This window comes from Roseibium sp. Sym1 (assembly GCF_027359675.1).
Taxonomy (GTDB): Bacteria; Pseudomonadota; Alphaproteobacteria; order Rhizobiales; family Stappiaceae; genus Roseibium.
This window is the reverse complement of record NZ_CP114786.1, coordinates 5,533,066-5,559,203: the sequence shown is the minus strand read 5'-3', so window position 1 is coordinate 5,559,203 and position 26,138 is coordinate 5,533,066. Positions and strand designations below refer to the sequence as shown.

The following is a 26,138-nucleotide window of genomic DNA, read 5'->3' as shown; positions in this document are numbered from 1 at the left end:
CGGCAGGATCCAATAATTATACTGTCTGCCGGTGAAGGCCGACTAAATCCGGCTGCGTATTTCAATAGAACTCTGTTGCGTTCTGTTAATCAACTTTCTTTTGCCCGAATTGTTTTCTGCAACTGAATTGCATCGAAATTCAAGGCTGCAGCTGATGAATGCTGGTGGTGAACTTGCCCTAGGTAATACCAATATTCATCCGCTCAGCTGTTTCAGCCACTCGATCACCTGCTGGGTGTCATCTGTCAGGGTTCCGGTGTCGGCCATGCCGACGGCGCGTACCATGCTGATCATGTCCGGCAGCGTGTCCCGGCCGCCCAGCGTGATCGTGTGCTTGATCAGCCGGCGCATCATGTCATCCGGATTGCTGCTCTGGTTCGCCAGCCATTTGGAAAACAGATAAAGTTCTTCCGCGTCCCGTGCGGACAGCCCGAAGACGGAAGACAGCTGTTCCAGGATTTCGTCCTGTTCCGCCTTGGAAATACCGCCGTCCGTTTCCGCGACCACCACGAGGAGGGCGGCACCGGTTACACGAGGGTCATCGACACCTTCGGTCGGATGTTGGTTGGCGCGGGTTCTATAGCCGAAACGCCGCGCGGCGGCCTTGACGTCCTGGGCGGCGTCCAGGACCACGCGGGTGTTGTCTACCGCCGCGCGAGCGCGGTAAAGCCAGAAGGCCACGGCGGCCAGGATGCCGAGGGCTGCAAGCAGTATGTGCAAGAGAAAGCTCCTTATGAAAACTGCCTGCAGACTAACCTCAGATCGCAAAAAGATGCGTGACAAAAATCAAAGGCTCGCGGCGACCTTTTGTTCCTTCGCGGCCACCAGCCGGCTGATGACGTTTTCAATGATCTTGTGCCCTGCGTCCTGGTCCAGGGACATGATCGATTCAGGATGGAACTGGACCGCGGCGATAGCCTCTTTCTGGTGCTCGATCGCCATCACCACACCGTCTTCCGTTTCCGCCGTGACACGGATGTCGCCCGGCAGGGTGTCCCGTTTCGCATAGAGCGAGTGATACCGGCCGACAATCACCGGCGCGTTCAGTCCGTCGAACAGCAGCGAATTGCCCGAGACGGTCACGGGCGAGGGCTTGCCGTGCATGGGAATGTCCAGTTGGCCGAGTTCGGCACCGAAATATTCCGAAAGGGCCTGAAGGCCGAGACAAACGCCAAAGATCGGCAGGGCGCGGGAGCGCGCCCGTCCAATGGTCGCGGTGCAGTCGAAATCCTTCGGATTGCCCGGTCCGGGGGACAGCACCACAAGATCCGGATTGACGTCGTGAAAAACATGGTCGGCCACCGGTGTGCGGTAGGTGACGACGTCGGCCCCCGTCTGGCGGAAATAGTTGGCCAGCGTGTGCACGAAACTGTCTTCATGGTCGACCAGGAGAATTTTCAGCCCCTTGCCGGGCTTGACCGCTTCGGTCTTCTCGGCGTCCCTGGCGGCCAGTCCGGCTTCGCGAACGGCAGCGCGCATGGCCTCGGCTTTGAGTTCCGTCTCGGCTTCCTCGTCTTCCGGCACACTGTCATAGAGCAGGGTAGCACCCGCACGGATCTGGGCCGTCCCGTCCTTGATACGCACCGTCCGCAGTGTCAGGCCGGTGTTCATGTCGCCGTTGAAGAGCACCGCACCGATGGCGCCTCCATACCAGGCGCGGGGGGATTTCTCGTGATCCTCTATGAATTGCATCGCCCAGCGTTTGGGGGCGCCGGTCACGGTCACGGCCCATGTGTGTGACAGGAACGCGTCAAGCGCATCCATGTCCGGGCGCAAGATACCCTCGATATGATCCACGGTATGGATGAGGCGCGAATACATTTCGATCTGACGCCGGCCGATCACCTTGACCGAGCCCGGCACGCAGACCCGGCTCTTGTCGTTGCGGTCGACGTCGGAACACATGGTCAGTTCCGCTTCGTCCTTGGCCGAGTTCAGGAGCTTGCGGATCTGGGCCTCGTCCTCAATGGCGTTTTTTCCGCGCCGGATCGTCCCGGAAATCGGGCAGGTCTCGACGCGGCGGCCACCGGTGACACGCACATACATTTCCGGTGACGCGCCGACCAGGTATTCGTTGTTGCCGAGATTGAAGAAAAAGGAATAGGGGGAGGGGTTGATCTGGGCGAGGCGGCGCGACACGGCCGAGGGCGGGTTGGCGCAGGGCTCGTAGAACGTCTGGCCGGGCACGGTCTCGAACAGGTCGCCGCGGCGGAAGTAGTCCTTGGCCTTGTGCACCAGCTGCGCATATTCGCCGTGTTCATGGTCGCCGCGGCCCGGGTCGCGGTTCGCGGGCGAATATTGCTGCTTCTCCCCCGTTCGCTCCAGGCCCTTGGTCGTGCGCCCCCCGACGATGAAATCATATTCCAGCACATAGGCGCGCTTGCCATGGTGGTCGACGATCAGGATTTCGTCAGGCAGGAAAAGCACCACATCGCGCTGGTCGTCCGGGCGCTCCAGCTTCAGGTCGATCGGTTCGAACTGGAAGGCGACATCGTAGCCGAACGCCCCGTACAGCCCGAGCTGGTCGTCGTCGCAGGCAAACATGTCCTTGATTGCCCGGACAACGGAAAATGTCGACGGTTGGCGGGAACGTTCTTCCTCGTTGAAGAGCCTGTCCGGCGTTTTCACGGTCAGCCGGACCTGTTCGTCGCTCGCCTCGAAGGTCGCCACGTCGGGATGGGATTTCAGGGTGTCCGCGAGTGCGGGCAGGATAATCTTGCCGCGGTCGTTGAGGGCGCGGATCTCCACGCGCCGGTCCGCAGCTTCGAGGACCAGGGGCGGGTTGACCAGAGCCATGTCCCAGCGTGTGTAGCGGCCGGGATATTCATAGGAAGAGGACAGCACCGCACCCCGTTCCGAATCCAGCCGGTCGATCCAGTCCGACGTTCCCGTTTCATAGTCGGAAGGGCGGGAAGTGCGCAGGATCGTAATCCCGCTTGACGTTTCAAAGGTCTGGTCTGCCAGCGCCGGCATGGTGTGTCTGTCCCGTTCTGGTGGCTGCCTTGGAGGTGTGACGGCCTTATAATGCACCAAGGCCGCCAGCGGTATCCCGCGGCGGCCTTTGGTTTGATCTTTGTTCCCTTCAGAGCATAAGTGATCGCTGGCCGCCTATTTCGCGCCGCGCCACCACCATGCTGCCTTCAGGATCATGTTCATGGCCAAAGCCATAGCGGAAGGGAAGAAGTTTGGCAATGGGGTCCAGGTTCATAAGTCTTGAGGGACAAAATCTTGAGTCTTGAGGGACAAAATCTTGTTCGCATACGCTTTTTGCGATAAAAGCAAAAAATTGCAAGTTGAGCGATTTGAGTGTTTCTAACCATGAGCAACATTGAACTATATCGCGAGTTCTCTCTAAGAGCAGCATGCGAATGCCGACTAAGGGCAGAAGGAATTGAATTTGAAACCGCATGTCCTCAAGCTGAATTTGTCAAGTTGTGCCAAGAACATGCAGCGTTGTCAAAAGTTTCTCTTGAGCTATATGGATATGATAGCAGTGTTTCTGAGAAATTACCTGGGTATGCAGAAATAAATTACAGAGGGTACGTGGTTTTTGTCCCGTATACCGTTGCAATTCATTTCCCTACACCGAGCAAGTTCGAACGTATTTTTGAAATGGCTTTGCAAATAAGCGTAAATTTGCCTTGCCAAATACTAGTTTCTGGGAGTGGTGTTTTAGGGGGCGCAATTTATACGTTGGGAGATTTAGACTATTGTGAGTACTTTCAGCGATTTGACGGAGCCTACATCAACAATTTATCGAGGAAAGCATGTGTCGAAAAAATCGACGATGTATTGTTGCCTGTCTACGTGAAGTGGAATGGTCGACGCTTGAGTTGGCCATTCGATGAAATTGATGCTTTGTTGAATGAGGCGAGATCTAGCTTTGCAATGCAATCTACTGAAGCGTTAGAAAACTGGAAAGTCGATTACGTGGGACAGATTGCGGAAGACGTGATACTGCCTGTCACGAACATGTGTATTCCGGTGGAGTTTGATAATTGGAATGCAACGGCGGTAGGAAAGAGCTGGGCTTTTCAAGAGGTTCTAATTTCATCTAACGGCAACCCTCCACGAGATCTAACAACGTTCAATTCTCTCGGCTCTTACGTCAACTGGCTGCGTTCTGAGGTCGCGGCACACTTGGCGAAGAAAAATTTCCTAAAGGCTACCAAACGAGCGTTCAGCCTTGCAAATGTCACTTTTAGGTTCGATATCTCTCAGAGCTTGGCCGAGATTTTGTGCCGAAGTGCGATAACACAGCATACGCAGAAGAAGGCTTTGGAAGAGACGCAGCACTTGCTGGAACAAAGGGGAAATCCAGAATGCGCACTGTTGCGTAAAGTGCAGGACTCATTAAGCCTGATCAGTGAAACAAACCGCGCTGAACTAGACGATGGGTTCAAACGGTGTTTTGATCTAGTTAACGGATTTCTGTCAGAATTTGACAGCGAACTGGCCAGATACAAGGCTCAATACTAATGTCTAGTACGCCACAATCTTCAGATCTGACGCGGAGAGCGCGCCAAGCCATTTCAAAGGTGGCAGTCGACGACGCCACCAAAGCCAAGCTTCTTGAACTCTCCAACAAGATGTCGATCGACCAAATTGAAGAACTCGAAAACGGTGTTCAAAAAAGTCGGTCTGCATTGGTGCGAGCAAAGGCTCGGTGTGAACGCAATGCGACTTATGCTGAGTGGCAACGAATTGTGAGACGCCTCAAATCGATGCAACTCGATTCAGTTAAAACTGCAATTTCCGATGCTCTGCAAGTAAGTTTCGAAAAGAATGTTGCCGAGGCCTTTGCAGAGGAATTTGTTGGGAAGGTCCCACAGTACACTGTCCGGATCGCATCCGAACGTTTTTTTCCTGCGTATTCACATGAACGATTAAAGCAACTTCCCAACTTGTTTGCAGATGCCTTTAGAGCCTCAAAGATGGTTAAGCTAACAGATGGGGTAGCAAGTCCTTCAGATGTTCATCTCGCCTTCGGCGCATTGGAAGTGGCAACTAGGCAAGTCGCGCCAGATGCTATTGTTGCGCTCAACCGAGGAGGTAGGATTGTCGGTGAGTATTTGGGTCGTAGGCTGGGCAATGATTCTTGTATTCTACCCTTTAATATTACTGGAGACGATGAGAGCAGTGGTGGATTGAGTGAAAATTTCAAGGAAAAAGTTCCGGCCTCAGCTAGAAAGATTATGATTGTGGATGATATTTCTAGGTCCGGAAATACAATTACGGTTGCGGCGAAACATTTGCAGTCTGTGTTTCCTTACGTTGAGATTTCGACTGCAGCTTTAGTGTGCTCTTCTAATTCCTTGCAGAAGCTTTCTAGTACGGGGTTGTTTTGCCCTCTTCAGGTTCCCGTTTCTAACGTTAAGTTGCCATATGATTCACATGGTTTTTTTGTTGTGGAGAATGATGTTAACATTTTTGGAAGTCCTGGAAATAATATGTCGTTCACTGACCATGAAGCTGAATACTACTTCAATGAAGCAATTGGTGAAGTAATTTTTTCAGGTAGCTTCTAAATTAAGAAATTCAGCTTATCGAAGTAATTTTGATTTTGGGAAAGCACCTCCTTTTGAAACGAGGTCGATGCACCAAGGCCGCCAGCGGTATCCCGCGGCGGCCTTTGGTTTGATCTTTGTTCCCGTCAGAGCATAAGTGATCGCTGGCCGCCTATTTCGCGCCGCGCCACCACCATGCTGCCTTCAGGATCATGTTCATGGCCAAAGCCATAGCCGACGAGGCCGGGGAAGGTGATGTGCCCCCGCTAAATTCCCTCGATTTGGGTTAGAGTTTTCCGCGACGATTTTCCTGGCTGAGGAAGGAGCGGAATTGATGAAGGCATCGAAGTTTTCTGATGCGCAGAAGGCGTTCATCGTCAAGCGTGGGGAAGAAGGTGTTCCGGTTGCGGAGATCTGCCGTGAAGCTGGCATCAGCCAGGCGACCTATTTCAACTGGCGGAAGAAATACGCGGGTTTGATGCCGTCGGAGATGAAGCGTCTTCGGGAGCTTGAGCAGGAGAATGCCCGGCTGAAGAAGATCGTCGCGGACCTGTCGCTCGACAAGGAGATGCTTCAGGACATTGTCAAACGAAAGCTCTGAGGCCTGCCCGGAAGAGAACGCTGGTCGACGAGATGCGGTCGGACTGGTCGGTGTCCATTCGCCGTGCGTGCGCGGTGATCCGGCTTGACCCGACGACCTACCGTTACAGATCCCGTCGGCCCGGCCAGGCCGCTTTGGAACAGCGTATCAGGGAGATTTGCCAGACGCGCGTCCGGTTCGGTTACCGGCGGGTGCATGTATTGCTGCTTCGGGAAGGCTGGGTGATCAACATGAAGAAAACACGGCGGATCTACAACGAGTTGGGCCTGCAACTGAGGAACAAGCATCCCAAGCGCCGAGTGAAGGCGAAGCTTCGGGAAGATCGCCAGGAAGCCGTGGGTCCGAATGATGTCTGGGCCATGGATTTCGTGCATGATCAGCTCGCAACCGGTCGGAAGATCCGCGTTCTGACGGTGATCGACACGTTCTCCCGCTATGTGCCGGCGCTTGATCCGCGCTTCAGTTACCGTGGCGAGGATGTGGTGAGAACGCTGGAAACTGTCTGCACCCGGATTGGCTATCCGAAGACGATCCGGGTCGATCAGGGCTCCGAGTTCATCTCTCGGGATCTCGATCTGTGGGCCTATAGAAGGGGCGTCACGCTTGACTTCTCCAGGCCTGGGAAACCGACGGACAACGCCTTCATTGAGGCCTTCAACGGCCGTTTCAGGGCGGAGTGCCTGAATGCACACTGGTTCCTGAGCCTTGCGGATGCGACCGAAAAGTTGGAGGATTGGCGCAAGGACTACAATGAACACAGACCTCACGGTGCCATCGGCAACAAAGTGCCGGTGGATCTCATGAAATCAGAACACGCAGCCAGCCCGTGTTCCTGATTTGGTCCGGAAAACTCTAGCCCTTCCTGGGGGCACGTTGGGTAGCACTCCAATCAACCAAAGGACTCTGCGCTAAACCGGAAGAAACTCGGGTCTCAGGTCAAATGCAATGGGTTTGTTGGGCCATATGAACCGGGGCATCGCTTCTGCCCGGGCTGTCGTGACATATTCACGACTGGCATCGTTGAGGTCAGGGTCGTTCCTGAACCGGCGGATAGCGCAAGGAGGTGCAGCGCAGTTTCGAGCATTTCCAACGCCTTCAGGGACAATCCTGGACCAAACCCGAAGGTGCCGCCAGTCGCTAATTGGTTACGACAGCCTAGTTCCCGGGTGTCTGCTGATCGGGGGGCGCCAGCCAGTCATCGAGGCCATAGCGGGACATGATGCGCTGCAATTCGCCGGAGGTGCGCAGATCCGCCATGCCCGCGCTAAGCTGTTCGGCAAGCTGGCGGGATCTGGCTCCGTTCGGCGAGAATGCGGCGAAGATATCTTCCCTTGAAAAGGTCTTGGCCAGCTTGAAAGCGCCCGAGAGTCCCATTTCGCTGGCCGTGTGTCGGAAGATATTGACATCCTCCACGACAATATCGATCCGTTCTGCCTGAAGCTGCAGAATGTTGAGCTTGAGTGGGTGGTCGCCACCCGCATAGGACGGCCGGGCTGTTTCGGTGATCAGTTTTTCCAATTCTTCGCCATAGGCGTAGTCGCGGATCAGGCCGATCCTCTGGTTCGCAAGTGATGCTTCGGAGAGATATCGCCAGCTTGAGGAAGCCCGCACGAACAGACCCACCTCGGTTTCGCCCTGAGGCAGGTCCGGATAGATGAAGTCGGGCGCATCGCCTTTGAGTGCGCCCAGCACGGCGTCGAAACGGCCCGATCTCGTGTAGAGCAGGGCACGAGCCCAGTTCACCGTCACATAGCGGACGTCGTAGCCCTGCGGTTCCAGGATGGCCCTGATGATCTCCACCATGTAGCCCGGCCTGGCTGAACCCGGAACGCAGTTGACGGGACACCATTCATCTGCGGCAAAGGTAACGGTGGCCGCCTCCGTCCTTCCCGTTCCGACGACCATGAGTGCGCACAGGAGGCAAGCAAAATACGCGTGAAGTGGTTTCACAAATCAACGTTCCCCATAAGGATTCGACCTGGCGCAATAATAACGACGGATTCGCTCGGAACCATTGCCTGTTTTTTAGCATAAGGGGAGGTGGCCGGGATCCAGGCCGTCCTGGCACTCTTGAGGTCCATGGCTGCCGAAGGATTGGGTTCATCCCTTCGTTTCCGTTGGTCTTGACCCGTCGGCGGAGATGCTGTCTTTGCGCTGCAGCAACACAAAAGGACGCATTTCGGCGTGACCGTAAGGCGCGGCTATGGTCAGGTCGGGTGAACGGGCGAGAGTGAGGGGCGAATGGAACACTACGAACTGATCGTGATCGGCAGCGGACCCGCGGGTCGGAGGGCCGCGATCCAGGCGGCGAAGTTCGGCCGCAAGGTTCTGGTGGTGGAACGCGGACGCCGTGTCGGCGGTGTGTCGGTTCATACCGGCACGATCCCGTCCAAGACGCTGCGCGAAACGGTTTTGAACCTGACGGGATGGCGCGAACGCGGTTTCTATGGCCGGTCCTATCGTGTGAAGGACGACATAACCGCCTCGGATCTGCGCGCAAGGCTGCATATCACGCTCGATCACGAGGTCGAGGTGCTGGAACATCAGTTCGCGCGCAACCAGGTCGATACGATTTACGGTGAAGCCAAGTTCACCGACGCCCATAAGATCGAGGTCGAAGGAGAGGCAGGGGAAATCCATATCTTCTCGTCGGACAAGTTCGTGATTGCCGTCGGCACGAAACCCTTCCGCCCGGACTACGTGCCATTTGACGGCGAATATGTGCTCGACAGCGACGAGATCCTGGAACTGAAAACGTTGCCGCGCTCCATAGCCGTCATCGGTGCGGGCGTGATCGGCGTGGAATATGCCTCGATATTTTCCGCGCTTGATGTCCATGTCACACTGGTGGAACCGCGCGACACCATGCTGGATTTTCTCGACAAGGAACTGGTGGCCGATTTCACGCATCAGCTTCGCGACAGGGGCATTGCGCTGCGCTTCGGAGCAAAGGTCGAGAAGATCGAAAAGCACGGGGCTGCCGATTGCGAGGTCACCCTTGAAGGCGGGCGATGCGTGCGGACCAACGTGGTTCTCTTCGCCGCGGGCCGCATGGGAGCGACGCCGTCTTTGAACCTTGAAAGCTGTGGTCTGGAGGTGGACCATCGGGGGCGTCTCAAGGCCGATCCCATGACCTTTCAGACGGATGTGCCCCACATCTTCGCAGCCGGCGATGTGATCGGTTTCCCGAGCCTGGCGTCCACGTCGATGGAGCAGGGACGCATCGCTGCCTGCCACGCGCTGGGCGAAAAGGCCTACGACCCGCCGGAATATTTCCCCTATGGCATCTATGCCGTGCCGGAAATTTCCACTGTCGGCATGACGGAGGAAGAAATCCGCGACCGGGGGATCGCTTACGAATGCGGTGTTGCCAGGTTCCGGGAAACCTCCCGTGGCCACATCATGGGCCTCGACACCGGCATGCTGAAGATGATCTTTTCGCTCAAGACCCGCCGTCTGCTCGGCTGTCATATTGTCGGTGAGGGCGCGACCGAACTGATCCATATCGGGCAGGCCGTGCTCAACCTGCGCGGCACACTGGAATATTTCGTCGAGAACACCTTCAATTACCCGACGCTCGCCGAAGCCTACAAGATCGCTGCCCTGGACGCCTGGAACCGTATGCCGCCGCTGGTTAAGTGAAAAGTCGGACGGGTCGGAAACGGGATCGGTCTCACGATCCGCGTACCGCGAAACACGAGGCGGGGCGATGCCGGGGAACTGGTCGGGGACACAACCACTTCAGGCCGGGAGGACCTGTGTTCCGGTTTTGCCCAGGCCGGGGTGTCAGGCCGCGAACAGTGAAAGAAGCGCCGGGAGCAGAGGCGGTTCGCAGTCATTCTCAATTTCTTTTTAAGGCAGTTTCGGAAATTCGAAAATAGTTATGAAACCTGTAAACGGGTAGGTTGTACGCTTGTGTGTACATCTGATTTCAGTCCTCCCGTGGGTGCCCGATGGTTCAATCGCTGCTTTTGAAAAACGCCGACATGCTTGTCACCATGGACGGTGCGCGCCGGGAACTTGTGGGCGGGGGGCTCTATGCCGAAGACGGGGTGATCAAAAAGGTCGGCAGGACGAGCGAGCTGCCGGATACGGCGGACAGGGTCATCGATGCCAAAGGCCAGATCGTGCTGCCCGGCTTCGTCAACACGCACCACCATCTGAACCAGACCCTGACCCGGAACCTGCCGGCGGCCCAGAACAACAACCTGTTTCCCTGGCTTCAGGCCCATTACCGTATCTGGGCGAAAACAGATCCGGAGGCCTCCCGGGCAAGCACGCTGGTCGGGCTGGCTGAACTGGCGCTCTCGGGCTGTACCACCGTTTTCGACCACACCTATCTGTTCCAGAGCGGCAACAAGGTCGATTATCAGATCGAGGCCGCCCGGGACCTGGGCATGCGTTTCCATGCCAGCCGCGGTTCCATGTCGCTGGGGGAGAGCAAGGGAGGGCTGCCTCCCGACGACTGTGTCGAGGATGAAGAGGACATACTGAACGACACCGTCCGTGTCATCGACCGCTACCACGATGCCGGTCACGGCGCGATGACCCGGGTAGTGGTTGCGCCCTGTTCGCCCTTTTCGGTGTCCGAGGATCTCCTGCTCCAGAGTGCCGCGCTGGCTCGGGACAAGGGCGTCATGCTGCACACGCATCTGTGCGAGACGCTTGACGAGGAACGCTATACGCTGGAACGCTTCGGCAAGCGCCCGGTGGAATGGATGCAGGGCCTTGACTGGACCGGTCCGGATGTCTGGTTCGCCCATGCGATCCATGTGGATGACGACGAGATCCGGCTCTTTGCCGCGACGGGCTGCGGCGCCGCCCATTGTCCCTGCTCCAACATGCGCCTGGCCTCCGGCATCGCACCGGTGAAGAAATACATGGCCGCTGGTGTCAGGGTTGGTCTCGGGGTCGACGGCTCGGCCTCGAATGACGGCTCCAGCATGCTGGGCGAGGTGCGCCAGGCGATGCTGCTTGCCCGGTTGCAGCTGGGGCTGCAGCCGCCGGAGGGGCCGCGCAAACACGCGCTTCTGCCGCCGTCGCACCCGTTGCGGGCCGGCGAGTGGATGACAGCCCGCGAAGCGCTCGAACTCGCCACACTGGGTGGAGCCGCCGTCCTTGGCCGCAACGACATCGGCGCACTGGAACCCGGAAAATGCGCCGACTTCTTCACGCTCGACCTCAACACCCTGCAATTCGCCGGTGGTCTTCACGACCCGGTCGCGGCGGTCGTGTTCTGCGCGCCGCAGGCCGCAAGGACAACCGTGGTCAATGGCAAGGTCATCGTCGAGGAAGGGGAAATCGCGACGATGGACATGGGTCCCGTGATCCGCGATCACAATCGCATGAGCCTGGAACTGGCGGCAGGTACCTGACGGAATTCAACCGATCAACCTGCACGGCATTTCGCCGACCGTGCGGGTCGCGCCGAGGCCGCGCAATTTCGGAGGCGGCCCGGTCAGTTCCGTTCCGGGTGCGATGCGGCACAGCGCTGTCAGCGCTTCCTCCAGTTCCGCTCTTGCCAGGGCCTCTCCGAGACAACGATGTTCGCCGGCCCCGAAGACCGGGTGCCATCGCGGGTGGTCCGTTCGGGTGATGTCGAATGTCTCGGGAGTGGAATAGACTTCGGGATCCCTGAGCGCTGAGACGACCAGGGGGCCGATCAGGCTGCCTTCCGGTATGGCGACGCCTTCGAACAGGAGATCCTTGTCGGCCACCCGGATCAGGGCGCCAATGACCGGGTCATAGCGCAGCCCTTCCGAGACCGCGCCCTTGATATGGGTTTTCGGATCGGCACACAGCAGCTCCCATTGGGATCGCTTCTGCATCAGTTGGGACATCGTCGATGTCAGGGCGCTGCGCGTGGTGTCCGACCCGGCGAGCAGCAGGGTGACGATCTGCATACGAATTTCAAGCGCGCTCAGTCCGGTCTCGCCCGTGCGCTCCAGGTAGTCGGCCAGAAAGTCCTTCGGGCCCGCAGACCGGTGTTCTTGGAGAAGGTCGGCCACGTAGGCATTCAGTGCTTCGAGATCTTTCGCTGCTTCTGCAAGGACACTCGGAGACCGCACCGAAAGCGCACGGATCGCGGAATAGACCAGCGTCGTGATCAATGGCAGATCGGACCGGGGAACACCTAGGACCATGGCAATGGTGCGCGCCGCCAGCTGGCCGCCGATCCGGTCGCGAAATTCGATGTCACCGGTGCCCAGGTGGTCTTCGACCAGCTCGCAGGCCAGGGACTGCAATTCGCCTCGAAGCCGGTTGACCAGGGGCACCGCAAAACTCCTGGCCAGCGGAGCCCGGCGTTTTCCGTGGGCCGGCGCATTGGAAAACAGCATGGAATTGGCGAAAAGATCATAGACCGGGCCGCTTGAAAGGCCCTGAATCGCCATTGTTTCGGTTTCCATCTGCCGCGTCAGGAACGGATCGACCAGCCGCTGCATGTGAGCGAGGGAAAATGTGATGAAGATGCCGTGCCTGTCGCGGACCACCGGTCCCTGTGCCGCGGCACGGCGCACATAGTCATGGTCGGTCCAGGTCTCTTCCCTGGGCAATATGAGCGGAGCGGACATCTCTGCCTCCTGTTCTGTCCCTGCCATCCTAGTAGAGGCCCGTGACAGACGGGAAACACCGTATCTGCGATGAGAGGCAGATGCCGACGGGTTTCAGTGGCGGTTCAGCAAAGCCAGCAATTGTCCGGTGTTTCCGCCCCTGTCACCTCTTCGCCGGCCTGGAGCCAGCCGGCAATGCCCTTTTCGACATTGGCGACATTGGTGAACCCGGCCTGACCCGCCAGGTATTCGGACAGCATCTGGCTGCGCTGGCCGGTCTGGCAGATCAGAATGAGTTCGTCATTCGGTCCGGAAATCAGTTTCTGCAGTTCCGCGCCGAATTGCGGATTGACCTGACCCTTCTGGTCGAAAAACGTCAGCAGGTGACTGCCCGGCAGCACGCCTGTCGCCTTCCATTCATCAGGTCGGCGGATGTCGATGACGGTGGCACCGGCGGCAAGCCGGGCCTTCAGCGCGTCGTTGCCGAGATCTGAGAACTTCTTGGCCTTGACTTCCAGCAGTTCTATCTCGAACTTGAGCGTCGCGTTCGGCGGGATCACGCCGCCGGCCCCCTGTGCGCCATAGCCGAGTTGCGGCGGAATGATCAGTTCCCGCTTGCCGCCGACCTGCATGCCCTCGACGCCCTTTTCCCATCCCTGGATCACGCGGCGTTCGCCGAGCGTGAACGAGAAGGGCGTGCCGCGGTCGAGGCTCGAATCGAACTTGGTACCGTCCATCAGCCAGCCGGTGTAGTGGACCACCACGGTCTCGCCGACATTGGCTTCTTCACCAGTGCCTTTTTCGATGTCACGGATCTGAAGCTCTTCCTGGGCAGCCGCCGGGAGGGCGAGCAGCGCGAGGGCGGCCAGACCGGCCAGCCATGTCTTGAACATATTTGTTCCACCTGAATGCGTGTTGCGGTTTGCGCAAAAATCAATGATTGGCGCAAGGATTGCAACTCATTGCTGTTTGATAACGGGTCATTGAAGAGGACACGCTGACGATGAGGCATTTTCCGACTGGCTTTCTGACACTGGTCGCGATGCTGCTGCCTGGCGCGCCCGCGCTGGCGCTGGATCTGTCCCTACCGCTTGCCTGTACGCTTGGCAGCGACTGTTTCGTTCAGAACTATGTCGATCTGGACCCTGGTGATGGGGTCATAACGGCAGATTGTGGTCGGGCAAGTTACGACGGCCACAAGGGCACCGATGTCCGTGTTCTGAACACCAGTGTCATCGCCGACGTTCTCGCGGCTGCTCCTGGGGAGATAAAGGCTCTGCGAAACGACATCCCCGACAGGCTGGTCCGCTCAGGCGCTGACCGGGATGCTGTTCGCGACAAGGAATGCGGCAACGGTGTCGTGATCGCCCATGGCGAAGGCTGGGAAACCCAGTATTGCCATATGCGCCAGGGAACCGTGTCGGTATCCGTGGGCGAGACGGTGCAGCGCGGGCAGGTCATTGGCCGGGTGGGCTATTCCGGGTTTGCTGCCTTTCCCCATGTGCACCTGACCGTGCGCAAGGACGGGGAAACGGTGGATCCGTTTCTTGGGTCGGCGGAAAGCACGCGGGACCGGCTGGCCGCCTGTTCCAGGGATGTCGACTTGGCGGCCGGGAAGGGACTGTGGCTACAAGAGAGGGAAAGGCTCTTGCGGGACGCGGCCGGCGCGTTTGTCGAGCTCGGCTTTGCGGGAAAACCCGTCGGCACCCAGGAGCTCGAGACGGACCAGGTGCCCGGCCCGCGGAAGGGGGCACCCGCGCTCGTGTTCTTCGCCCGGCTGATCAACCTTCAGCAAGGCGACCGGATTTCGCTGAAACTGACCGGACCGGACGGCGTGCTGGCCGAAAGCGATGGTCAGCCGCTTGACCGGAACAAGGCGCAATGGGTGGCCTTTGCCGGTCGCAAGACACCTCAGGGCGGCTGGCCTTTGGGTGCCTATGCCGGTGAAGCGGTGTTGTGGCGGGCCGGGAAGGAGCTGATGCGCAAGACGGCGCGGATCGACCTCGCCGACTGATCAACGATTCCGCCAGAGGGCATATGCTTGCCGGGAACCCAGAGAAAACGTCCTCGACCCGGCCGCGTTTGTCCCCGGGCGTTCAGTCCGGGGTTCCCATGTGCCGGTCGACAATCCGTTGCACCATCGGGGCGAAATGCCAGAAATCCGGTGTCTCCATGTCGGGCTGTTTTCCCGCCTCGTCGAGATAGCGGACCTGGATGATCTTCTTCAGGTTCGGGTTCTTCTCGAATTCCCGAACCTCCTCCTCGGTCATCGGACCGCCTTGCAGGTTCAGCGAATGAACGGAAGCCTCGGAGAGACGTTTGAAATAGTCCGGCCGTGTCGCGCACAGATAGCGCTTGGCGGCAACGTGGTAGCGTACGCAATCGGTGATCGCCGTCGGGAAGAACCGGGCCAGAACCTCCGCTCCTGCATCCTCGTGATGCCGGTCCTCCGTGTCATCCATCGAGAATGTGCCGAATTCGGATGTGAAATGACCGATGTCATGCAGCAGCGCGCCGACAATGACCTCCTCGTCGAGCCCGCCCTGTTCGGCAAGCGTCGCGCCCTGAAGCATGTGCTGCGCCATGGTGACAGGCTCGCCGAGATATTCCGCGTCGCCGCAGCGCTCGAATATGTCACCGAGAAACGCAACAATCGTCTCGCGGGTCAGTGCGCTCGAAACGGGTGTGGTCATTCCGCCGCCTCCGGCAGGTCCGCCTGCAACGCCGCCAGCGTCGACAGCAGCCCGTCCTTGTCGGCATAACAGCCCTGGAACCAGCGGGTGCCGGTACCCGAATAGGCCTTGCGGGCATGAAGCACACGCGTGTTGTCGACGATGAAACACTCGCCCGGTTCCAGCCGGAAGGTCACCTCCATGTCCGGGTCATCGATGATTTCTCCGAACCGCCGATAGGCCTCGTAATAGGTTTCCATGTCCTTGAAAGGGACGTCGGTGATGGCGGCAGCCGAACGGTTGTTGAAGCGGACCGCGACCAGTTCGCCATCCGGGGCCAGTTCGATCATCGGTTTTCGCGATCTCAGGACAACGCCCTGTTCACCGGCATATTCGAACCGGGCGCAATAGCGGCTCAGCGCGCTGAACCAGTCCGGATTTTCCTGCTTGAGGCGCTGGGCGGCGGCAAAACCGTCGACAACCATGTTCTCGCCGCCCGCGGCAGAGCTTTCCAGGCAATACAACACCTGGATGGTTGGCACCGGATCCCTGTAGGGATTGTCCGTGTGCGCCTGCAGGCCAAGTCCGGTAAAGGCGAGGTTGGTCGGATTGACCTCCGTGCGAACCTCGAAATGGCGGCCGTAATTGGTTTCCCTGACAAAGCCGAAAAGCTCGACCACCTTCATCAATGCCAGGTCCTCGACAGGTCCGCCTGTCAGCTTGGCGAACCCGTAGCGGGCAAGAGACCCGAGCCAGCTTTGCCTGGCGCGCGGGTCCGCCCGGACCGTGCCGAAGTCGGCCGACGGCACATGGTCGTTCAACCGGGCATCCCAGGTCTCGATACCCGGCGCCGTCCAGCCGGACCGTTCCTCGGGCGCACGGTCGTAACAATTGTCGAACAGCCATGTCAGGTCATAATCGACGGTCTTGTTTTCCGGCATGAATGTTACCTGCAGCGATCCGGCGCTGATCGTCGCAGCCGAAATCCGGATATGCGGATCGATATCGCGCAGCGCGATCAGGCGTTGTCCGTTCCCCGGCGCGCGCGTCGCGGCGTCTGCCGCATTGTCCCGCAGCCAGATAGCGTGAAATCGGTGGCACATGTCATCCCGCGTCAGCGCAAGATATGTTCCGGCATCGTGGATGGAAACGTCCAGCATGGTCCAGGTCCTCTTGTCCTCGGTTGAATGCAAGGATCGAAGGATCTATTCATTAAATCAAATTAGGAATTTTGTGTCTGAGAGTGCGATTTACTAATGGAACGGGCCAGATTTGACAACTTGCCGCTGGAATGGATCCGCGCCTTCGAGGCCGCCGCGCGTACCGGCAGCTTTACCGCGGCTGCCCAGGAAACCGGCGTGACCCAGTCTGCGATCAGCCAGCGCATTGACAAGCTTGAGAAACAGCTCGGCACACATTTGTTCCTTCGGCAGGCCCGCAGCATCGCACTCACCGTGGAAGGCGAAACCTGGCTTCCTCACGTTCAGACGGCGTTCGAAAGTCTGAGGCAAAGCTCGGAGGGACTGTTCGGTGCAGCGCGGAGCCGGCTGACGATCTCGGCCAGTTCCTCGATAATAGACCTTTGGATCCTGCCTCGCCTGGCCAGACTGACGGAAGATATCGGCGCGCAGCTTTCCTTGCGGACGATGGTGCTGGCAGCGGGCGCGGCGCAGGAGGACGACACGATCCGGATCCGCTACGGGGCAGGGGACTGGCCCGTTGCCTACAAGGTGCCTCTCTACAACGAGATGATAGCGCCGGTCGCTGCGCCGGAACTGTTGGCATCCGCCTCTGACTGGAAGGAGTTGCCGCGCATCGCGCTTTCCGGGCCGCGCCCGGGATGGAACGAGTGGAGCGCGCGCCATGGCACTCCGACCACGCCATTGCCTGCCTTGCGTTTTGACACGTTCGTGTCTGCGCTTGCGGCGGCACGTGCCGGTCATGGTGTTCTTCTGGCGTCGCTGCCCCTGTGCGCCGGTGATTTGGCCGGCGGAAAGCTGCTGCGGGTTTGTGAGGAAAGTCTGTCCTGTCACCAGAGCTACTGGCTGCTGGCTTCGAATGAAGCCGTGTCACGTCGGCAGTGGAACCGGCTGGAAACGATTCTGAAGGATCCGGTCCCCCGGGAGGGAGCGTGAGGCGGGACGAGGATTTCCCTGTGCGGTCGGGTTCAGGTCCTTGCCAGTGGATCCGTGGCCGAGCGGATGAGTTTTTCCAGCAGATCCGACAATTGCTTCTGTTCTTCGAGGTTCAATCCGCCGACGGCTTCATGCTGCATTTCGACGTAGTCCGGGATCTTGGACTTGATCAGGTTGAGTCCCTTTTCGGTCAGGCAGACGGTGAGGGCACGGCGGTCGTCCGGGTGGGGGCAGCGCTCCACCAGTCCGGCCTTCTCCAGCTTGTCCACCCGGGCGGTCATGCCTCCCGAACTCATCATGGTGGACCGATAGAGTTCCGTGGGGGTCAGCTTGTAAGGCGGTCCGGAGCGGACCAGGGTCGCGAGAACGTCGAATTCGCCGGTTTTCAGGCCGATATCCGCGTAGGCGGGAGCCAGGTAATCCCGGCTCATGACCTGGGCTGCCTCATTCAACCGGCCAAGCAGCACCATCGGTGCCAGCCGGTCTTTCACCTCGGGCATTTCCTTTTGCCATTGCCGGCGGGCGCGTTCTGCCCTGTCGATCAGCAGGTCTTCCGGGTCGCCGAACAGATTGTCTTTCGGTCGCTCCTGTCCCGTTGGCGCCTTTGTCATTGCCTGCCGTCCAGATTTTTTCAAGGTTCAAGCCTCCCGGATCATTGCTCTCGATGGTGATGTGAGGCGTTAAGGCACTGAAAATTAGATCATTTTCACGCCGGTATCTTCGTTGGAAACGGCAGCAATGTCAACTGCGTTCAAGAATCTTGATATAAAGTATCTTGAAATAAAGATAAAAAATGCTATCTCGTTCAACAGTGGCGAAGCGGGGTGCTTTTGCCGAAGGATGCGAAAGGAAGGTCCCATGTCGGATGCACTCAGATCTGACCCACGCACGAGGACGGCAAACCTCGGATCTCCGGCGGCAACCGGTGCGAGACGAAGCCAGAATTTGCTTGAACAGCCCCTGGTCCTGTTGCTTGTGGTTGGCAGTTTCCTGGCGGTTTCAACCGTGATCGCAAAGGCGGCTCCCGTCGCGGGCTGGCATCCGCTCGCCCTGTTGCAGTGGGCCATTCTGGGGGGAGCCGTAGGGCTCTACCTGATCACCCGACTGGCAACGGGACGAAGGGAAAGCGGGTCGCTCGTACCGATTGTTCCGGTCGGAAAACAGCTGTTTTTCTATCTTGTGGTCAGCGGCCTGCTGTTCATCGCACCGAACATGATCGCAGTTGTCTCCGCACCGAAGGTTGGCGCCGGGTTCGTGTCCCTGAGTTTCGCCTTTCCACTGGTTCTGACCTATGCCTTTGCGGTTGTCCTGCGTCTTGAGAGACTGCATTGGCTGCGCGGCGCCGGTGTCCTGTTCGGCCTCGCCGGGGGTGTTCTGCTCGCGGTCTCGGGTGCCGACCTCGCCGTGGAAGCCTCCGGCTGGTCCATGATTGCTCTTGCGATCCCCGTCTTCCTTGCATCCGGAAACATCTATCGCACGCTGTTTTGGCCTGTCGGGGCGAGGCCCGTCGACCTTGCGCTTGGAATGATGGCGACCGGCTTCGTGGCTCTGTCGGTTTTCAACGTGTTGGCAGGCGTGTCCGTCACTCCGGAAACCTGGTCCGCCGCTGCTGCGGGGCTGCTTGCTGCCCAGATTGCGATCTTCGCGGTTCAATACGGGCTCTATTTCCGGCTTCAGCACACCGCCGGGCCCGTCTATCTGAGCCAGATCGGCTCGGTCGCCGCCGTCATCGGTCTCGGACTTGGCTATCTCGTGTTCGGAGAAGTGCCGAATGTGGCCAAATTTGCGGCCGTTGCCTCGGTAGGCGCCGGCATCGTATTGGTGACTCTCGGCCGCAGGGTGGCCTGAAAGACGAGAAGGGGAATTGGAAAAAGGCTTGCCGGACGGAAGGCGACGGGACCAGCCGACGCAGAGGGACGGATTCGGTTGACAGGTGCTTCGGCAGTCAGATACCAGCGGGGCACCTTCAATCGCTTCAGAGCCGGCGCATGCTTTTCGACATCAACAAGCCCATCTACAAGTTCAGGGAAGAATTCGACGAATTCCCCGACATCGAAAAGCACTCGTTTGAGTACACAAAGTGCACATGCGGCAGCACGGAAGCCACGGTGGTTTCAACGGTGTCCCGCCACAGGAATTTCCAGCCGATCGTTGCCTGCGAGACCTGTGGCACGTTGCGAGCCAATCCGTACTTCACCGAGGACACCGCGGATTTTTACTATCGCAATGTCTACGGCAATGTGAAGCGCACCGATCGTTCGCCACAGCAACTGTTTCGCGAACAGCAGGCGCTGTCCATTGTCCCGTTTTTCGCGGACACGATGGATGCGTTCGAAACGGTGCTCGATTACGGCGGCGGCGCGGGTGGCAAGACCGCGGACTTCATCGAAGCCGGCAAGGAACTGTCGCTGTATGAGGTGGAGCACAAATACAGCCAGTATGCCTTCGAGAACGGGATCAAACCGCACGACCCGTCCAGAAGATACGATCTTGTTGTTGTCTCGCACGTCATTGAGCACATGATCGACCCGGTACGTCAGATGCGCGAAATCATCGAGGAATGCTGCACACCGGAAGGACTGCTGCTGGTCGCGACACCGATCATTGACCGGCAGCGGGCGCGTCAGTGGCTGCAGCATTTCCACATCGCTCACAAATACTATTTCACCGAGGACGCGCTGGTCGGCATGATGGCATCCCTCGGCTGCAAGCTGGTCAAGCAGAACAAGTCCGACTCCTTCCTGTTCCGTCTCGGGGAAAAGCCCGACCCGGACGTAACCAGCCGCCACTACAGGGCCGGAGCGGACAAGACCCGCCAGGCAATTGAGCGCGAGCTGCGGCCGAGCTGGAAAAATCTCTTGAAATGTCTCAAGTTCTGGCGGCCTCAGCCCCACAACCAGGCAGCACCGCGGACGCCTGAACTGTCTCCGTGAACGGCCTTGCGGATTGGCGTCTCGAACGAATCCGAGAAAATGTAGGGTGCCATGGCCGGGGGCAGGTCTTCATAGAGCTCGTCGATATTCGACATGCCGCCGCCGAGCACGAAGACATCCGGGTCCAGCAGGTTGGCTGACATGGCCAGCGCACGGGCAAGCCGGCTGACGTAAGCCTCGTAGACGATGTTTGCCGTCTCATCCCCTGACCGTTTCAGGGCCATGATTTCGTGACCTTTCAGCAAGGTGCCGGTCCTGTCCTGGTAATCCAGCTGAAACCCGGTTCCCGAGCACCAGCGGTCGATGACACCCTTGTGTCCGATCCAACTATCCGGCCCCGGGTATTCTTCCGGTTTCAGCCAGGGAACGGTGATCGCCCCCCATTCGCCGCCTATGCCGTTTGCGCCCAGATGGGCCTTGGCATCGATCGCAATTCCCGAACCGCTTCCGGTGCCGATGATGATGGCATGCACGACGTGGGCGCCGGCGCCTGCGCCATCCGTCGCCTCGGACACCGCCAGGCAATTGGCATCGTTTTGGATGCGTACAGGCCGGCCGAGGACCCGTTGCAGGTCCTTGTCCAGAGGCTTGCCGTTCATCCAGGTGGAATTCGCGTTTTTGACCAGTCCCGTCCTCGGCGACAGGGACCCCGGAATGCCGAGGCCGAGCGTGCCGGTCTCGCCGGTCGCCTGTTCGGCCGCATCCACCAGGCTTTTGACCGCGAGCAGGCAGCCTTCATAGTCGTCCCGGGGGGTATCCACGCGCTTGCGGAAGATCTCCGCACCTGCGGCGGACAGCGCAATGATCTCGATTTTGGTTCCGCCCCAGTCAATTCCAAGTCGCATGTCAGCCTATCCGTTTCGGCAGCTCGAAAGCGGCTGCCTGGTCATCGCCCAGTTCCGTGGTCTGTTTGCCGTAGGTTTTGAATTTTCTCAGGATTTCGGTCATCTCGTCGCTGTCGAGTATAACCGGCTCCCCCAGCACCAGTGCGGACAGATACTGGTCGGCCAGGTCCTCGACACCCTCTGCAACCGAAAGCGCCCTGCGGAGGGTCGGGCCACCGGCAATCTGGCCATGGTTGGCCAGAAGGCACGCGCTTCGCTCGCCAAGAGCCGCGATCATGGCTTCCGACAGGGCCCGGGTGCCGAAGCTGGCATAGTCCGCACACTCGATCCTGTCGCCTCCCGCCAATGCGACCATATAGTGAAAGGCCGGTATGCCGCGTCGATGACAGGACAGCGCCGTGGCTCGTGGACTGTGGCAGTGAACGACGGCGCCGCAGCCCGGCTGCGCCAGGTAGAAGTCCATATGCATGCGCCACTCGGATGACGGCAGGATATCCCCCCGATAGCAGCCATCGAAGTCAAGCGCGACGATTGCGTCTTCCGCGAGTGCTTCGTAGGGAATGCCGGACGGTGTCACCAAAAAACCGGATTCGGTGCGTGCACTGACATTGCCCGATGTGCCCTTGGTCAGTCCGAGACGAGGCAACGAACGGGCCGTGTCAATGATTTCTCGGCGCAATTCGGCGGAGTCGCCTGGAAAGGAGGGCATCCTGAACCTCAAGGAACAGCGGTTGCAACAAGACGGCACGGTGCGGCCCGGCGGCCGCGCCGCATAGATGACAGGTATCCGGTTGCGTTTTCAAGAGATTGTATCGATAAATCCCGAACCCTTGACCATCCGGTCTGGAGCCTCGGCAGTTTAGGAAACCATGGCAGGACTTGCGGACAAGCTCAGGCGGCTGCTCAGAGCCGGGATGGCGGCCAAACCCGGCAACGGAAAAACCGCTCAGGGGGGCAGGAAAGCCGTGCAACGCACGACCGGACCTCGCTGGGCAGAGCCGGATGCCGGCCATTTTGCCGACCCGCCGGCAGCAGCGGCGCCAAAGGCTTCCCGTGCCAACCGGACCGGATCGTCATTTGTGACGTCCTACTATGTCTGGGGCACGCTCGCGCTTCTGGCGGCCGGGGGCTCGATCGGTGTCCTCGTCTTCCAGGCTGCGCAGGACGACGGCATGCCGCAAGCGGCATCCGGAACGGGGCTGGCGGATCCGCTTCAGGATCTGGAACCGGCATCACGCGAAAACCTGTTGCGGCAATCGCCCGAATTGTCGGCGGAGTTGAAGCGAAGCTTTCTCGGCAAACCGGATGCGCTTTGTGCAGAGCTCAGGGAGCTCGGCCTCGGAAATCCCGGGTGGCGGAAGGCGCCGTTCAAGACGGATCGCTGGCAATGCGCATCCGACCTTGTGCTGCTGACGACGCCGAGTGTCGATTTCGGGCCGACGACGCTGTTTTTTCTGCTGCGCGGCTCCTCCGAAGACAGGGTGGATTATCTGAGGCTCAAGCTGGTCGTTGAGGACCCGCGTCAGAAAACGATCGGCCTGGAGGCCGTTTGGCTGGTCATCGACGCGCTCGCCGGGCGCTACGGCTGGACCGTCCCGGCCGCCTTTCGCAAGGCGGTGTCCGACTTCGACCAACTCGAGACGGTTCATCACGGGGTCCGGTTGTCCGTGGCCCCCGAAAATCCCGACCTGACTGGAGATCCGCTCGCCAGCGGGCGCCTCAACATCATCATGAATTTCGGCGAGCCGGATCTGATCCGGCCTGCCGACAGGTTCGAGAAGGCTCCGCCGCTGGAAAGCGGCTGGAGTGTCAGGGGCCCTGACGCTCGGGAAGGGGAATGAATTCCTCTGCATCGCCCGGCACCGTGTCGAAACGGCCCTGGCGCCAGTCTTCCTTGGCCTGTTCGATTCGTTCCTTCGACGAAGACACGAAGTTCCACCAGATGTAACGGCGGCCGTCCATCGGCTCTCCACCAAGCACCACGAAACGCGCCGGCACCAGGCCGTTGTTTTCGACCACAAGGTGATCGCCGGCCTTGAACACCAGGAGTTGCGCCGGATCGAAGCTCTGGCCCGCGATGCTGATTTGGCCTGATACCGTGTAGAGGCCACGCTCTTCCCAGCCCGCGTCCAGGGGAATTCTTGCGCCGGGTTCCAGGGTAATGTCGGCATAGAACATGTCCGATGCGGTCGAGACCGGCGCCTTGTGCCCATAGAGATCTCCGGCGATCAGTTTCACCGAAGCCCCCTTGTCGGCGAATTCCGGCTGCTCTTCCGTGCCAAAGTGCTGAAAGCTCGGGTCACTTTCTTCCAGATGCTTTGGCAGGGCGACCCAGCTCTGCAGGCCGAACAGTGGCCGTTTTGCCTGAAGGCGTTCCGGACGTTCGCGTTCCGAGTGCACAATGCCCTTGCCGGCGTTCATCCAGTTGAGCGCTCCCGGAGCGATCGCGATTTCGGTTCCCAGGCTGTCCCGGTGATACATCTCGCCTTCAAAGAGATAGGTCACGGTGGCAAGACCGATATGAGGATGAGGCCGAACGTCGATGCCTCCGCCGACCAGAAGTTCCGCGGGACCCATCTGGTCGAAAAAGATGAACGGGCCGATCATGCGCCGCTTGGCCGAGGGCAGGGCGCGGCGCACGGAAAACCCGCCAAGATCCGACGTGCGCGGAACGATGACCGTATCGATCGGGTCGCAACTCGATGCGTTTCCCGGCACGGGGTCGGGGCAGTTCAACCAGCTCATCGGCCTCTCCATCAATTCGTATCGTCCATGTGCCAATTAGATAGGGTTGCGGCCACGAATGTGTCCATTGAACAGTCTGTTTCCGGCTTTCCTTCCTGACCGGACCGTGTATAACCGCCAACCCTTTCCCTCGCTTTCCTCGAAGGTGTCCCATGAAACGCGTCATGATCGTCGGCGGTCCCGGGTCCGGCAAGAGCATGCTCGCCACGGCATTGGGAGAAAAAACCGGTCTGCCGGTCTTCCATATGGACAAAATCCACTGGTGCTCCGGCTGGGTGGAGCGCCCGAGAGCGGAGAAAGACCGGCTGACCCACGAGGTGCACATCCAGGACCACTGGATCTTCGAGGGGGGACACTCCGGCACGTATGCGGAGCGGGTCGCCCGGGCGGACACCTTTGTCTGGCTGGACGTGCCTGTCGGCCTGCGTCTGTTCCGTGTCCTCAGGCGGTCGATGAAACACTACGGACGCACGCGGCCGGATCTGCCCGACGGTTGTCCCGAGCGCTTCAATCTGCAGACCGTCGATTTTCTCCATTTCATCTGGCGCACGCGGAACTCCGCACGCGACAAGCTGGAGGCTGTCTACCGGACACCACCCGCACATCTCGCGGTGTATCGGCTGACCACGCTCGCCGAGGTCCGCTCATTCCTTGCAAGTCTCGATCAGGAGGCACTCCCTTGACAGGACCGGTCTGGCGACGGCACAAGGAAACTTCACCCGGGGTGTCCCGACAAGGGGCTGAGATACTGCTGGCGCAATTGCGCGGCGCAGGGACCCGACGAACCTGATCCAGGTCATGCTGGCGAAGGGAGGGTGCCTCAGGGACTGTTCAGGGTCGATCCGCCCCGTGTCCCTTTCAGCCGTCCCGTTCCGGTTTGACCACCTGAGAAGCAAGGTGGTGCCTGCCTTGCCGGAGTGCGGACTTGGCGCAGATCATTGTCTCCCTGACGATGCCCCCCGGGCGGCTGTCCACACGAGTGGGGCTGCCATGAAGGTGGAAATTCGCGGTTCCGGTGTCGCCGGACTGGCGCTTGCACTGGAGCTGATTGGACGCGGAGCAGAGGTGAGCCTGCTTGAGCGCGGTCGCGACATGCGCCGGAGCGCTTCCTGGCTCGCTGGCGGTATGCTCGCACCCTGGTGCGAACGGGAAAATGCCGAAGAGGCAGTGCTTGTCCTGGGACGTGGATCGATTGACTGGTGGGACAGGGCGGTGCCTGGCCTTGTCAGGCGAAACGGCACACTGGTGGTGGCTTCGCCAAGGGACACCGGGGAACTTGACCGGTTCGCGGCGCGCACCGATGGTTTCAGCCATGTTGACCGCGACGCGATCGGCGCCCTTGAACCGGATCTCGCAGGCCGTTTTGCCAGGGCATTGTTCTTCGAGAGGGAAGCACATCTTGACCCGCGCAAGGCCCTGACCGGCCTGCTCGACAAGCTGGTCGGCCAAGGCGTCCAGTATTGCTGCTGTGGAAAGCATGCCGGATCCGATGCAGACCTTGCCGTGGATTGTACCGGGATAGCGGCGGAGGATCCGGACCTCAGGCCGGTGCGCGGCGAGATGCTGTTGCTGCACGCACCCGAGGTGACCCTGTCCCGGCCGGTCAGGTTCCTGCATCCGCGGATCCCCGTCTATGTGGTCCCCAGGGACAATCATCACTTCATGGTGGGGGCGACGATGATCGAGAGCGCCGATAGCGGCCCGATCACCGTGCGGTCCACAATGGAGCTGCTCAATGCTGCCTACAGCCTCCATCCGGGGTTCGCGGAAGCAAGGATCATCGAGACCGGGGCGGGGCTGCGTCCCGCCTATCCGGACAATCTGCCGCGTATCCGGCGCAAGGGGAGGACGGTCTCGCTCAACGGCTTCTACAGGCATGGTTTCCTGCTGGCTCCCCATTTCGCCGCCGAAGCGGCAGAGCTCATTTTTTCGCAAGACCTGGAGACGGCGCATGAACCTCATCATTAACGGCGAGGACCGGCAGGTTGCGAGTGCGACGCTGGCCCTGCTTCTGGAAGAGCTGGCCTATGACCACGATTTCCTGGCAACGGCGCACAACGGTGACCTTGTCCCGGCAGAGGATCGGGCTGCCTGTGTTCTACAGACCGGTGACAGGATCGAGATCCTGTCACCCATGCAGGGAGGCTGA

24 protein-coding genes and 1 riboswitch are annotated in these 26,138 nt (G+C 59.5%); of the genes, 13 read left to right on the top strand and 11 right to left on the bottom strand.

Annotated elements, in window-relative coordinates; all coding sequences use genetic code 11:
• Window positions 1-195: 195 nt before the first annotated feature.
• Together O6760_RS25780 and O6760_RS25775 are read right to left on the bottom strand one after the other, a co-directional pair.
• On the bottom strand, window positions 196-720 hold the full coding sequence (locus tag O6760_RS25780; RefSeq protein ID WP_269582514.1) for a TerB family tellurite resistance protein: 525 nt from the start codon (window positions 718-720) through the stop codon (window positions 196-198).
• 66 nt (window positions 721-786) lie between these two features.
• Window positions 787-2,973 carry an anthranilate synthase component I gene (locus tag O6760_RS25775; RefSeq protein ID WP_269582513.1) on the bottom strand — a complete coding sequence of 729 codons (2,187 nt, stop codon included), beginning with the start codon at window positions 2,971-2,973 and terminating at the stop codon, window positions 787-789.
• A gap of 345 nt (window positions 2,974-3,318) precedes the next feature.
• Here O6760_RS25775 and O6760_RS25770 point away from each other — a divergent pair, with 345 nt between their 5' ends.
• The 3 genes from O6760_RS25770 (at window position 3,319) to O6760_RS25760 (ending at window position 6,944) form a co-directional block, all read left to right on the top strand.
• Window positions 3,319-4,479 carry a hypothetical protein gene (locus O6760_RS25770; protein ID WP_269582512.1) on the top strand — a complete coding sequence of 387 codons (1,161 nt, stop codon included), beginning with the start codon at window positions 3,319-3,321 and terminating at the stop codon, window positions 4,477-4,479.
• Between the two features lie 59 nt (window positions 4,480-4,538).
• Window positions 4,539-5,528 carry a phosphoribosyltransferase family protein gene (locus O6760_RS25765; RefSeq protein ID WP_269582511.1) on the top strand — a complete coding sequence of 330 codons (990 nt, stop codon included), beginning with the start codon at window positions 4,539-4,541 and terminating at the stop codon, window positions 5,526-5,528.
• Window positions 5,529-5,841: 313 nt separating this feature from the next.
• Window positions 5,842-6,944 (top strand): IS3 family transposase gene (locus O6760_RS25760; RefSeq protein WP_269581172.1). Its coding sequence is split into 2 segments (ribosomal slippage): window positions 5,842-6,103 and window positions 6,103-6,944, totalling 1,104 coding nucleotides; the frame shifts between segments, so codons are not numbered across the junction.
• A 319-nt stretch (window positions 6,945-7,263) separates the two neighbouring features.
• Here the strand turns inward: O6760_RS25760 and O6760_RS25755 are convergent.
• Entirely contained in the window at window positions 7,264-8,058 is a 795-nt protein-coding gene (locus O6760_RS25755) for a transporter substrate-binding domain-containing protein (RefSeq protein WP_269582510.1), read from the bottom strand.
• A gap of 291 nt (window positions 8,059-8,349) precedes the next feature.
• Between O6760_RS25755 and sthA the strand changes: the two genes are divergently transcribed.
• Window positions 8,350-9,750 carry a Si-specific NAD(P)(+) transhydrogenase gene (gene sthA, locus O6760_RS25750; protein ID WP_269582509.1) on the top strand — a complete coding sequence of 467 codons (1,401 nt, stop codon included), beginning with the start codon at window positions 8,350-8,352 and terminating at the stop codon, window positions 9,748-9,750.
• Between the two features lie 311 nt (window positions 9,751-10,061).
• Window positions 10,062-11,483, top strand: coding sequence for an 8-oxoguanine deaminase (locus O6760_RS25745; protein WP_269582508.1), 1,422 nt, complete (start codon window positions 10,062-10,064; stop codon window positions 11,481-11,483).
• A 6-nt stretch (window positions 11,484-11,489) separates the two neighbouring features.
• On the opposite strand, the gene O6760_RS25740 is transcribed toward O6760_RS25745, so the two are convergent.
• Both O6760_RS25740 and O6760_RS25735 read right to left on the bottom strand, forming a co-directional pair.
• Window positions 11,490-12,680 carry a cytochrome P450 gene (locus O6760_RS25740; protein WP_269582507.1) on the bottom strand — a complete coding sequence of 397 codons (1,191 nt, stop codon included), beginning with the start codon at window positions 12,678-12,680 and terminating at the stop codon, window positions 11,490-11,492.
• A gap of 104 nt (window positions 12,681-12,784) precedes the next feature.
• The gene (locus tag O6760_RS25735) at window positions 12,785-13,552 is read right to left on the bottom strand and encodes an FKBP-type peptidyl-prolyl cis-trans isomerase (RefSeq protein ID WP_269582506.1); all 768 of its coding nucleotides are present in this window, start codon (window positions 13,550-13,552) and stop codon (window positions 12,785-12,787) included.
• A gap of 110 nt (window positions 13,553-13,662) precedes the next feature.
• On the opposite strand from O6760_RS25735, the gene O6760_RS25730 reads away from it, so the two are divergent.
• A complete protein-coding gene (locus tag O6760_RS25730) occupies window positions 13,663-14,673 on the top strand; it encodes a M23 family metallopeptidase (RefSeq protein WP_269582505.1) in 1,011 nt (336 codons plus the stop codon).
• Window positions 14,674-14,755: 82 nt separating this feature from the next.
• Here the strand turns inward: O6760_RS25730 and tmpB are convergent, their stop codons facing one another.
• Window positions 14,756-15,352 (bottom strand): (R)-1-hydroxy-2-trimethylaminoethylphosphonate oxygenase, encoded by a 597-nt coding sequence (gene tmpB, locus O6760_RS25725; protein WP_269582504.1) that lies wholly within the window; start codon window positions 15,350-15,352, stop codon window positions 14,756-14,758.
• Window positions 15,349-16,491 (bottom strand): 2-trimethylaminoethylphosphonate dioxygenase, encoded by a 1,143-nt coding sequence (gene tmpA / locus O6760_RS25720; protein ID WP_269582503.1) that lies wholly within the window; start codon window positions 16,489-16,491, stop codon window positions 15,349-15,351. Before tmpA ends, tmpB begins: the two co-directional genes overlap by 4 nt.
• 96 nt (window positions 16,492-16,587) lie before the next feature.
• Here tmpA and O6760_RS25715 point away from each other — a divergent pair, with 96 nt between their 5' ends.
• Window positions 16,588-17,466 carry a LysR family transcriptional regulator gene (locus O6760_RS25715; RefSeq protein ID WP_269582502.1) on the top strand — a complete coding sequence of 293 codons (879 nt, stop codon included), beginning with the start codon at window positions 16,588-16,590 and terminating at the stop codon, window positions 17,464-17,466.
• Window positions 17,467-17,498: 32 nt separating this feature from the next.
• On the opposite strand, the gene O6760_RS25710 is transcribed toward O6760_RS25715, so the two are convergent.
• Window positions 17,499-18,077, bottom strand: coding sequence for a MarR family winged helix-turn-helix transcriptional regulator (locus O6760_RS25710; RefSeq protein WP_269582501.1), 579 nt, complete (start codon window positions 18,075-18,077; stop codon window positions 17,499-17,501).
• 334 nt (window positions 18,078-18,411) lie between these two features.
• Between O6760_RS25710 and O6760_RS25705 the strand changes: the two genes are divergently transcribed.
• Window positions 18,412-19,314: a DMT family transporter gene (locus tag O6760_RS25705; RefSeq protein WP_269582500.1), complete on the top strand. Its 903-nt coding sequence runs from the start codon at window positions 18,412-18,414 to the stop codon at window positions 19,312-19,314.
• 140 nt (window positions 19,315-19,454) lie between these two features.
• On the top strand, window positions 19,455-20,399 hold the full coding sequence (locus tag O6760_RS25700) for a class I SAM-dependent methyltransferase (protein WP_269582499.1): 945 nt from the start codon (window positions 19,455-19,457) through the stop codon (window positions 20,397-20,399).
• Here the strand turns inward: O6760_RS25700 and O6760_RS25695 are convergent.
• Together O6760_RS25695 and O6760_RS25690 are read right to left on the bottom strand one after the other, a co-directional pair.
• Window positions 20,351-21,244: an ROK family protein gene (locus tag O6760_RS25695; protein WP_269582498.1), complete on the bottom strand. Its 894-nt coding sequence runs from the start codon at window positions 21,242-21,244 to the stop codon at window positions 20,351-20,353. The two genes, O6760_RS25700 and O6760_RS25695, sit on opposite strands and share 49 nt — an antisense overlap.
• A 1-nt stretch (window position 21,245) precedes the next feature.
• Window positions 21,246-21,953 (bottom strand): class II aldolase/adducin family protein, encoded by a 708-nt coding sequence (locus tag O6760_RS25690; protein WP_269582497.1) that lies wholly within the window; start codon window positions 21,951-21,953, stop codon window positions 21,246-21,248.
• 160 nt (window positions 21,954-22,113) lie between these two features.
• Between O6760_RS25690 and O6760_RS25685 the strand changes: the two genes are divergently transcribed.
• Entirely contained in the window at window positions 22,114-23,085 is a 972-nt protein-coding gene (locus O6760_RS25685; RefSeq protein ID WP_269582496.1) for a DUF6030 family protein, read from the top strand.
• Here the strand turns inward: O6760_RS25685 and O6760_RS25680 are convergent.
• A complete protein-coding gene (locus O6760_RS25680; RefSeq protein ID WP_269582495.1) occupies window positions 23,054-23,989 on the bottom strand; it encodes a pirin family protein in 936 nt (311 codons plus the stop codon). The two genes, O6760_RS25685 and O6760_RS25680, sit on opposite strands and share 32 nt — an antisense overlap.
• Window positions 23,990-24,141: 152 nt before the next feature.
• Between O6760_RS25680 and O6760_RS25675 the strand changes: the two genes are divergently transcribed.
• From O6760_RS25675 to thiS, 3 genes are all read left to right on the top strand, one after another.
• Window positions 24,142-24,672, top strand: a complete 531-nt coding sequence (locus O6760_RS25675) for a DNA topology modulation protein FlaR (protein ID WP_269582494.1) — start codon at window positions 24,142-24,144, stop codon at window positions 24,670-24,672.
• Between the two features lie 27 nt (window positions 24,673-24,699).
• Window positions 24,700-24,820, top strand: a riboswitch (TPP riboswitch).
• A gap of 159 nt (window positions 24,821-24,979) precedes the next feature.
• Complete coding sequence (thiO, locus tag O6760_RS25670; RefSeq protein WP_269582493.1) at window positions 24,980-25,957, top strand: glycine oxidase ThiO; 978 nt, start codon at window positions 24,980-24,982, stop codon at window positions 25,955-25,957.
• Complete coding sequence (gene thiS / locus O6760_RS25665) at window positions 25,941-26,138, top strand: sulfur carrier protein ThiS (RefSeq protein WP_269582492.1); 198 nt, start codon at window positions 25,941-25,943, stop codon at window positions 26,136-26,138. Before thiO ends, thiS begins: the two co-directional genes overlap by 17 nt.

Coding starts and splice junctions, on each gene's coding strand:
- O6760_RS25710 (WP_269582501.1), bottom strand. CDS start 18,077: ATGACAAAGGCGCCAACGGGACAGGAGCGACCGAAAGACAATCTGTTC.
- O6760_RS25735 (WP_269582506.1), bottom strand. CDS start 13,552: ATGTTCAAGACATGGCTGGCCGGTCTGGCCGCCCTCGCGCTGCTCGCC.
- thiO (WP_269582493.1), top strand. CDS start 24,980: ATGAAGGTGGAAATTCGCGGTTCCGGTGTCGCCGGACTGGCGCTTGCA.
- O6760_RS25680 (WP_269582495.1), bottom strand. CDS start 23,989: ATGAGCTGGTTGAACTGCCCCGACCCCGTGCCGGGAAACGCATCGAGT.
- O6760_RS25730 (WP_269582505.1), top strand. CDS start 13,663: ATGAGGCATTTTCCGACTGGCTTTCTGACACTGGTCGCGATGCTGCTG.
- O6760_RS25745 (WP_269582508.1), top strand. CDS start 10,062: ATGGTTCAATCGCTGCTTTTGAAAAACGCCGACATGCTTGTCACCATG.
- O6760_RS25685 (WP_269582496.1), top strand. CDS start 22,114: ATGGCAGGACTTGCGGACAAGCTCAGGCGGCTGCTCAGAGCCGGGATG.
- thiS (WP_269582492.1), top strand. CDS start 25,941: ATGAACCTCATCATTAACGGCGAGGACCGGCAGGTTGCGAGTGCGACG.
- O6760_RS25695 (WP_269582498.1), bottom strand. CDS start 21,244: ATGCGACTTGGAATTGACTGGGGCGGAACCAAAATCGAGATCATTGCG.
- O6760_RS25715 (WP_269582502.1), top strand. CDS start 16,588: ATGGAACGGGCCAGATTTGACAACTTGCCGCTGGAATGGATCCGCGCC.
- O6760_RS25740 (WP_269582507.1), bottom strand. CDS start 12,680: ATGTCCGCTCCGCTCATATTGCCCAGGGAAGAGACCTGGACCGACCAT.
- O6760_RS25690 (WP_269582497.1), bottom strand. CDS start 21,953: ATGCCCTCCTTTCCAGGCGACTCCGCCGAATTGCGCCGAGAAATCATT.
- tmpB (WP_269582504.1), bottom strand. CDS start 15,352: ATGACCACACCCGTTTCGAGCGCACTGACCCGCGAGACGATTGTTGCG.
- O6760_RS25770 (WP_269582512.1), top strand. CDS start 3,319: ATGAGCAACATTGAACTATATCGCGAGTTCTCTCTAAGAGCAGCATGC.
- O6760_RS25700 (WP_269582499.1), top strand. CDS start 19,455: ATGCTTTTCGACATCAACAAGCCCATCTACAAGTTCAGGGAAGAATTC.
- O6760_RS25775 (WP_269582513.1), bottom strand. CDS start 2,973: ATGCCGGCGCTGGCAGACCAGACCTTTGAAACGTCAAGCGGGATTACG.
- sthA (WP_269582509.1), top strand. CDS start 8,350: ATGGAACACTACGAACTGATCGTGATCGGCAGCGGACCCGCGGGTCGG.
- O6760_RS25675 (WP_269582494.1), top strand. CDS start 24,142: ATGAAACGCGTCATGATCGTCGGCGGTCCCGGGTCCGGCAAGAGCATG.
- tmpA (WP_269582503.1), bottom strand. CDS start 16,491: ATGCTGGACGTTTCCATCCACGATGCCGGAACATATCTTGCGCTGACG.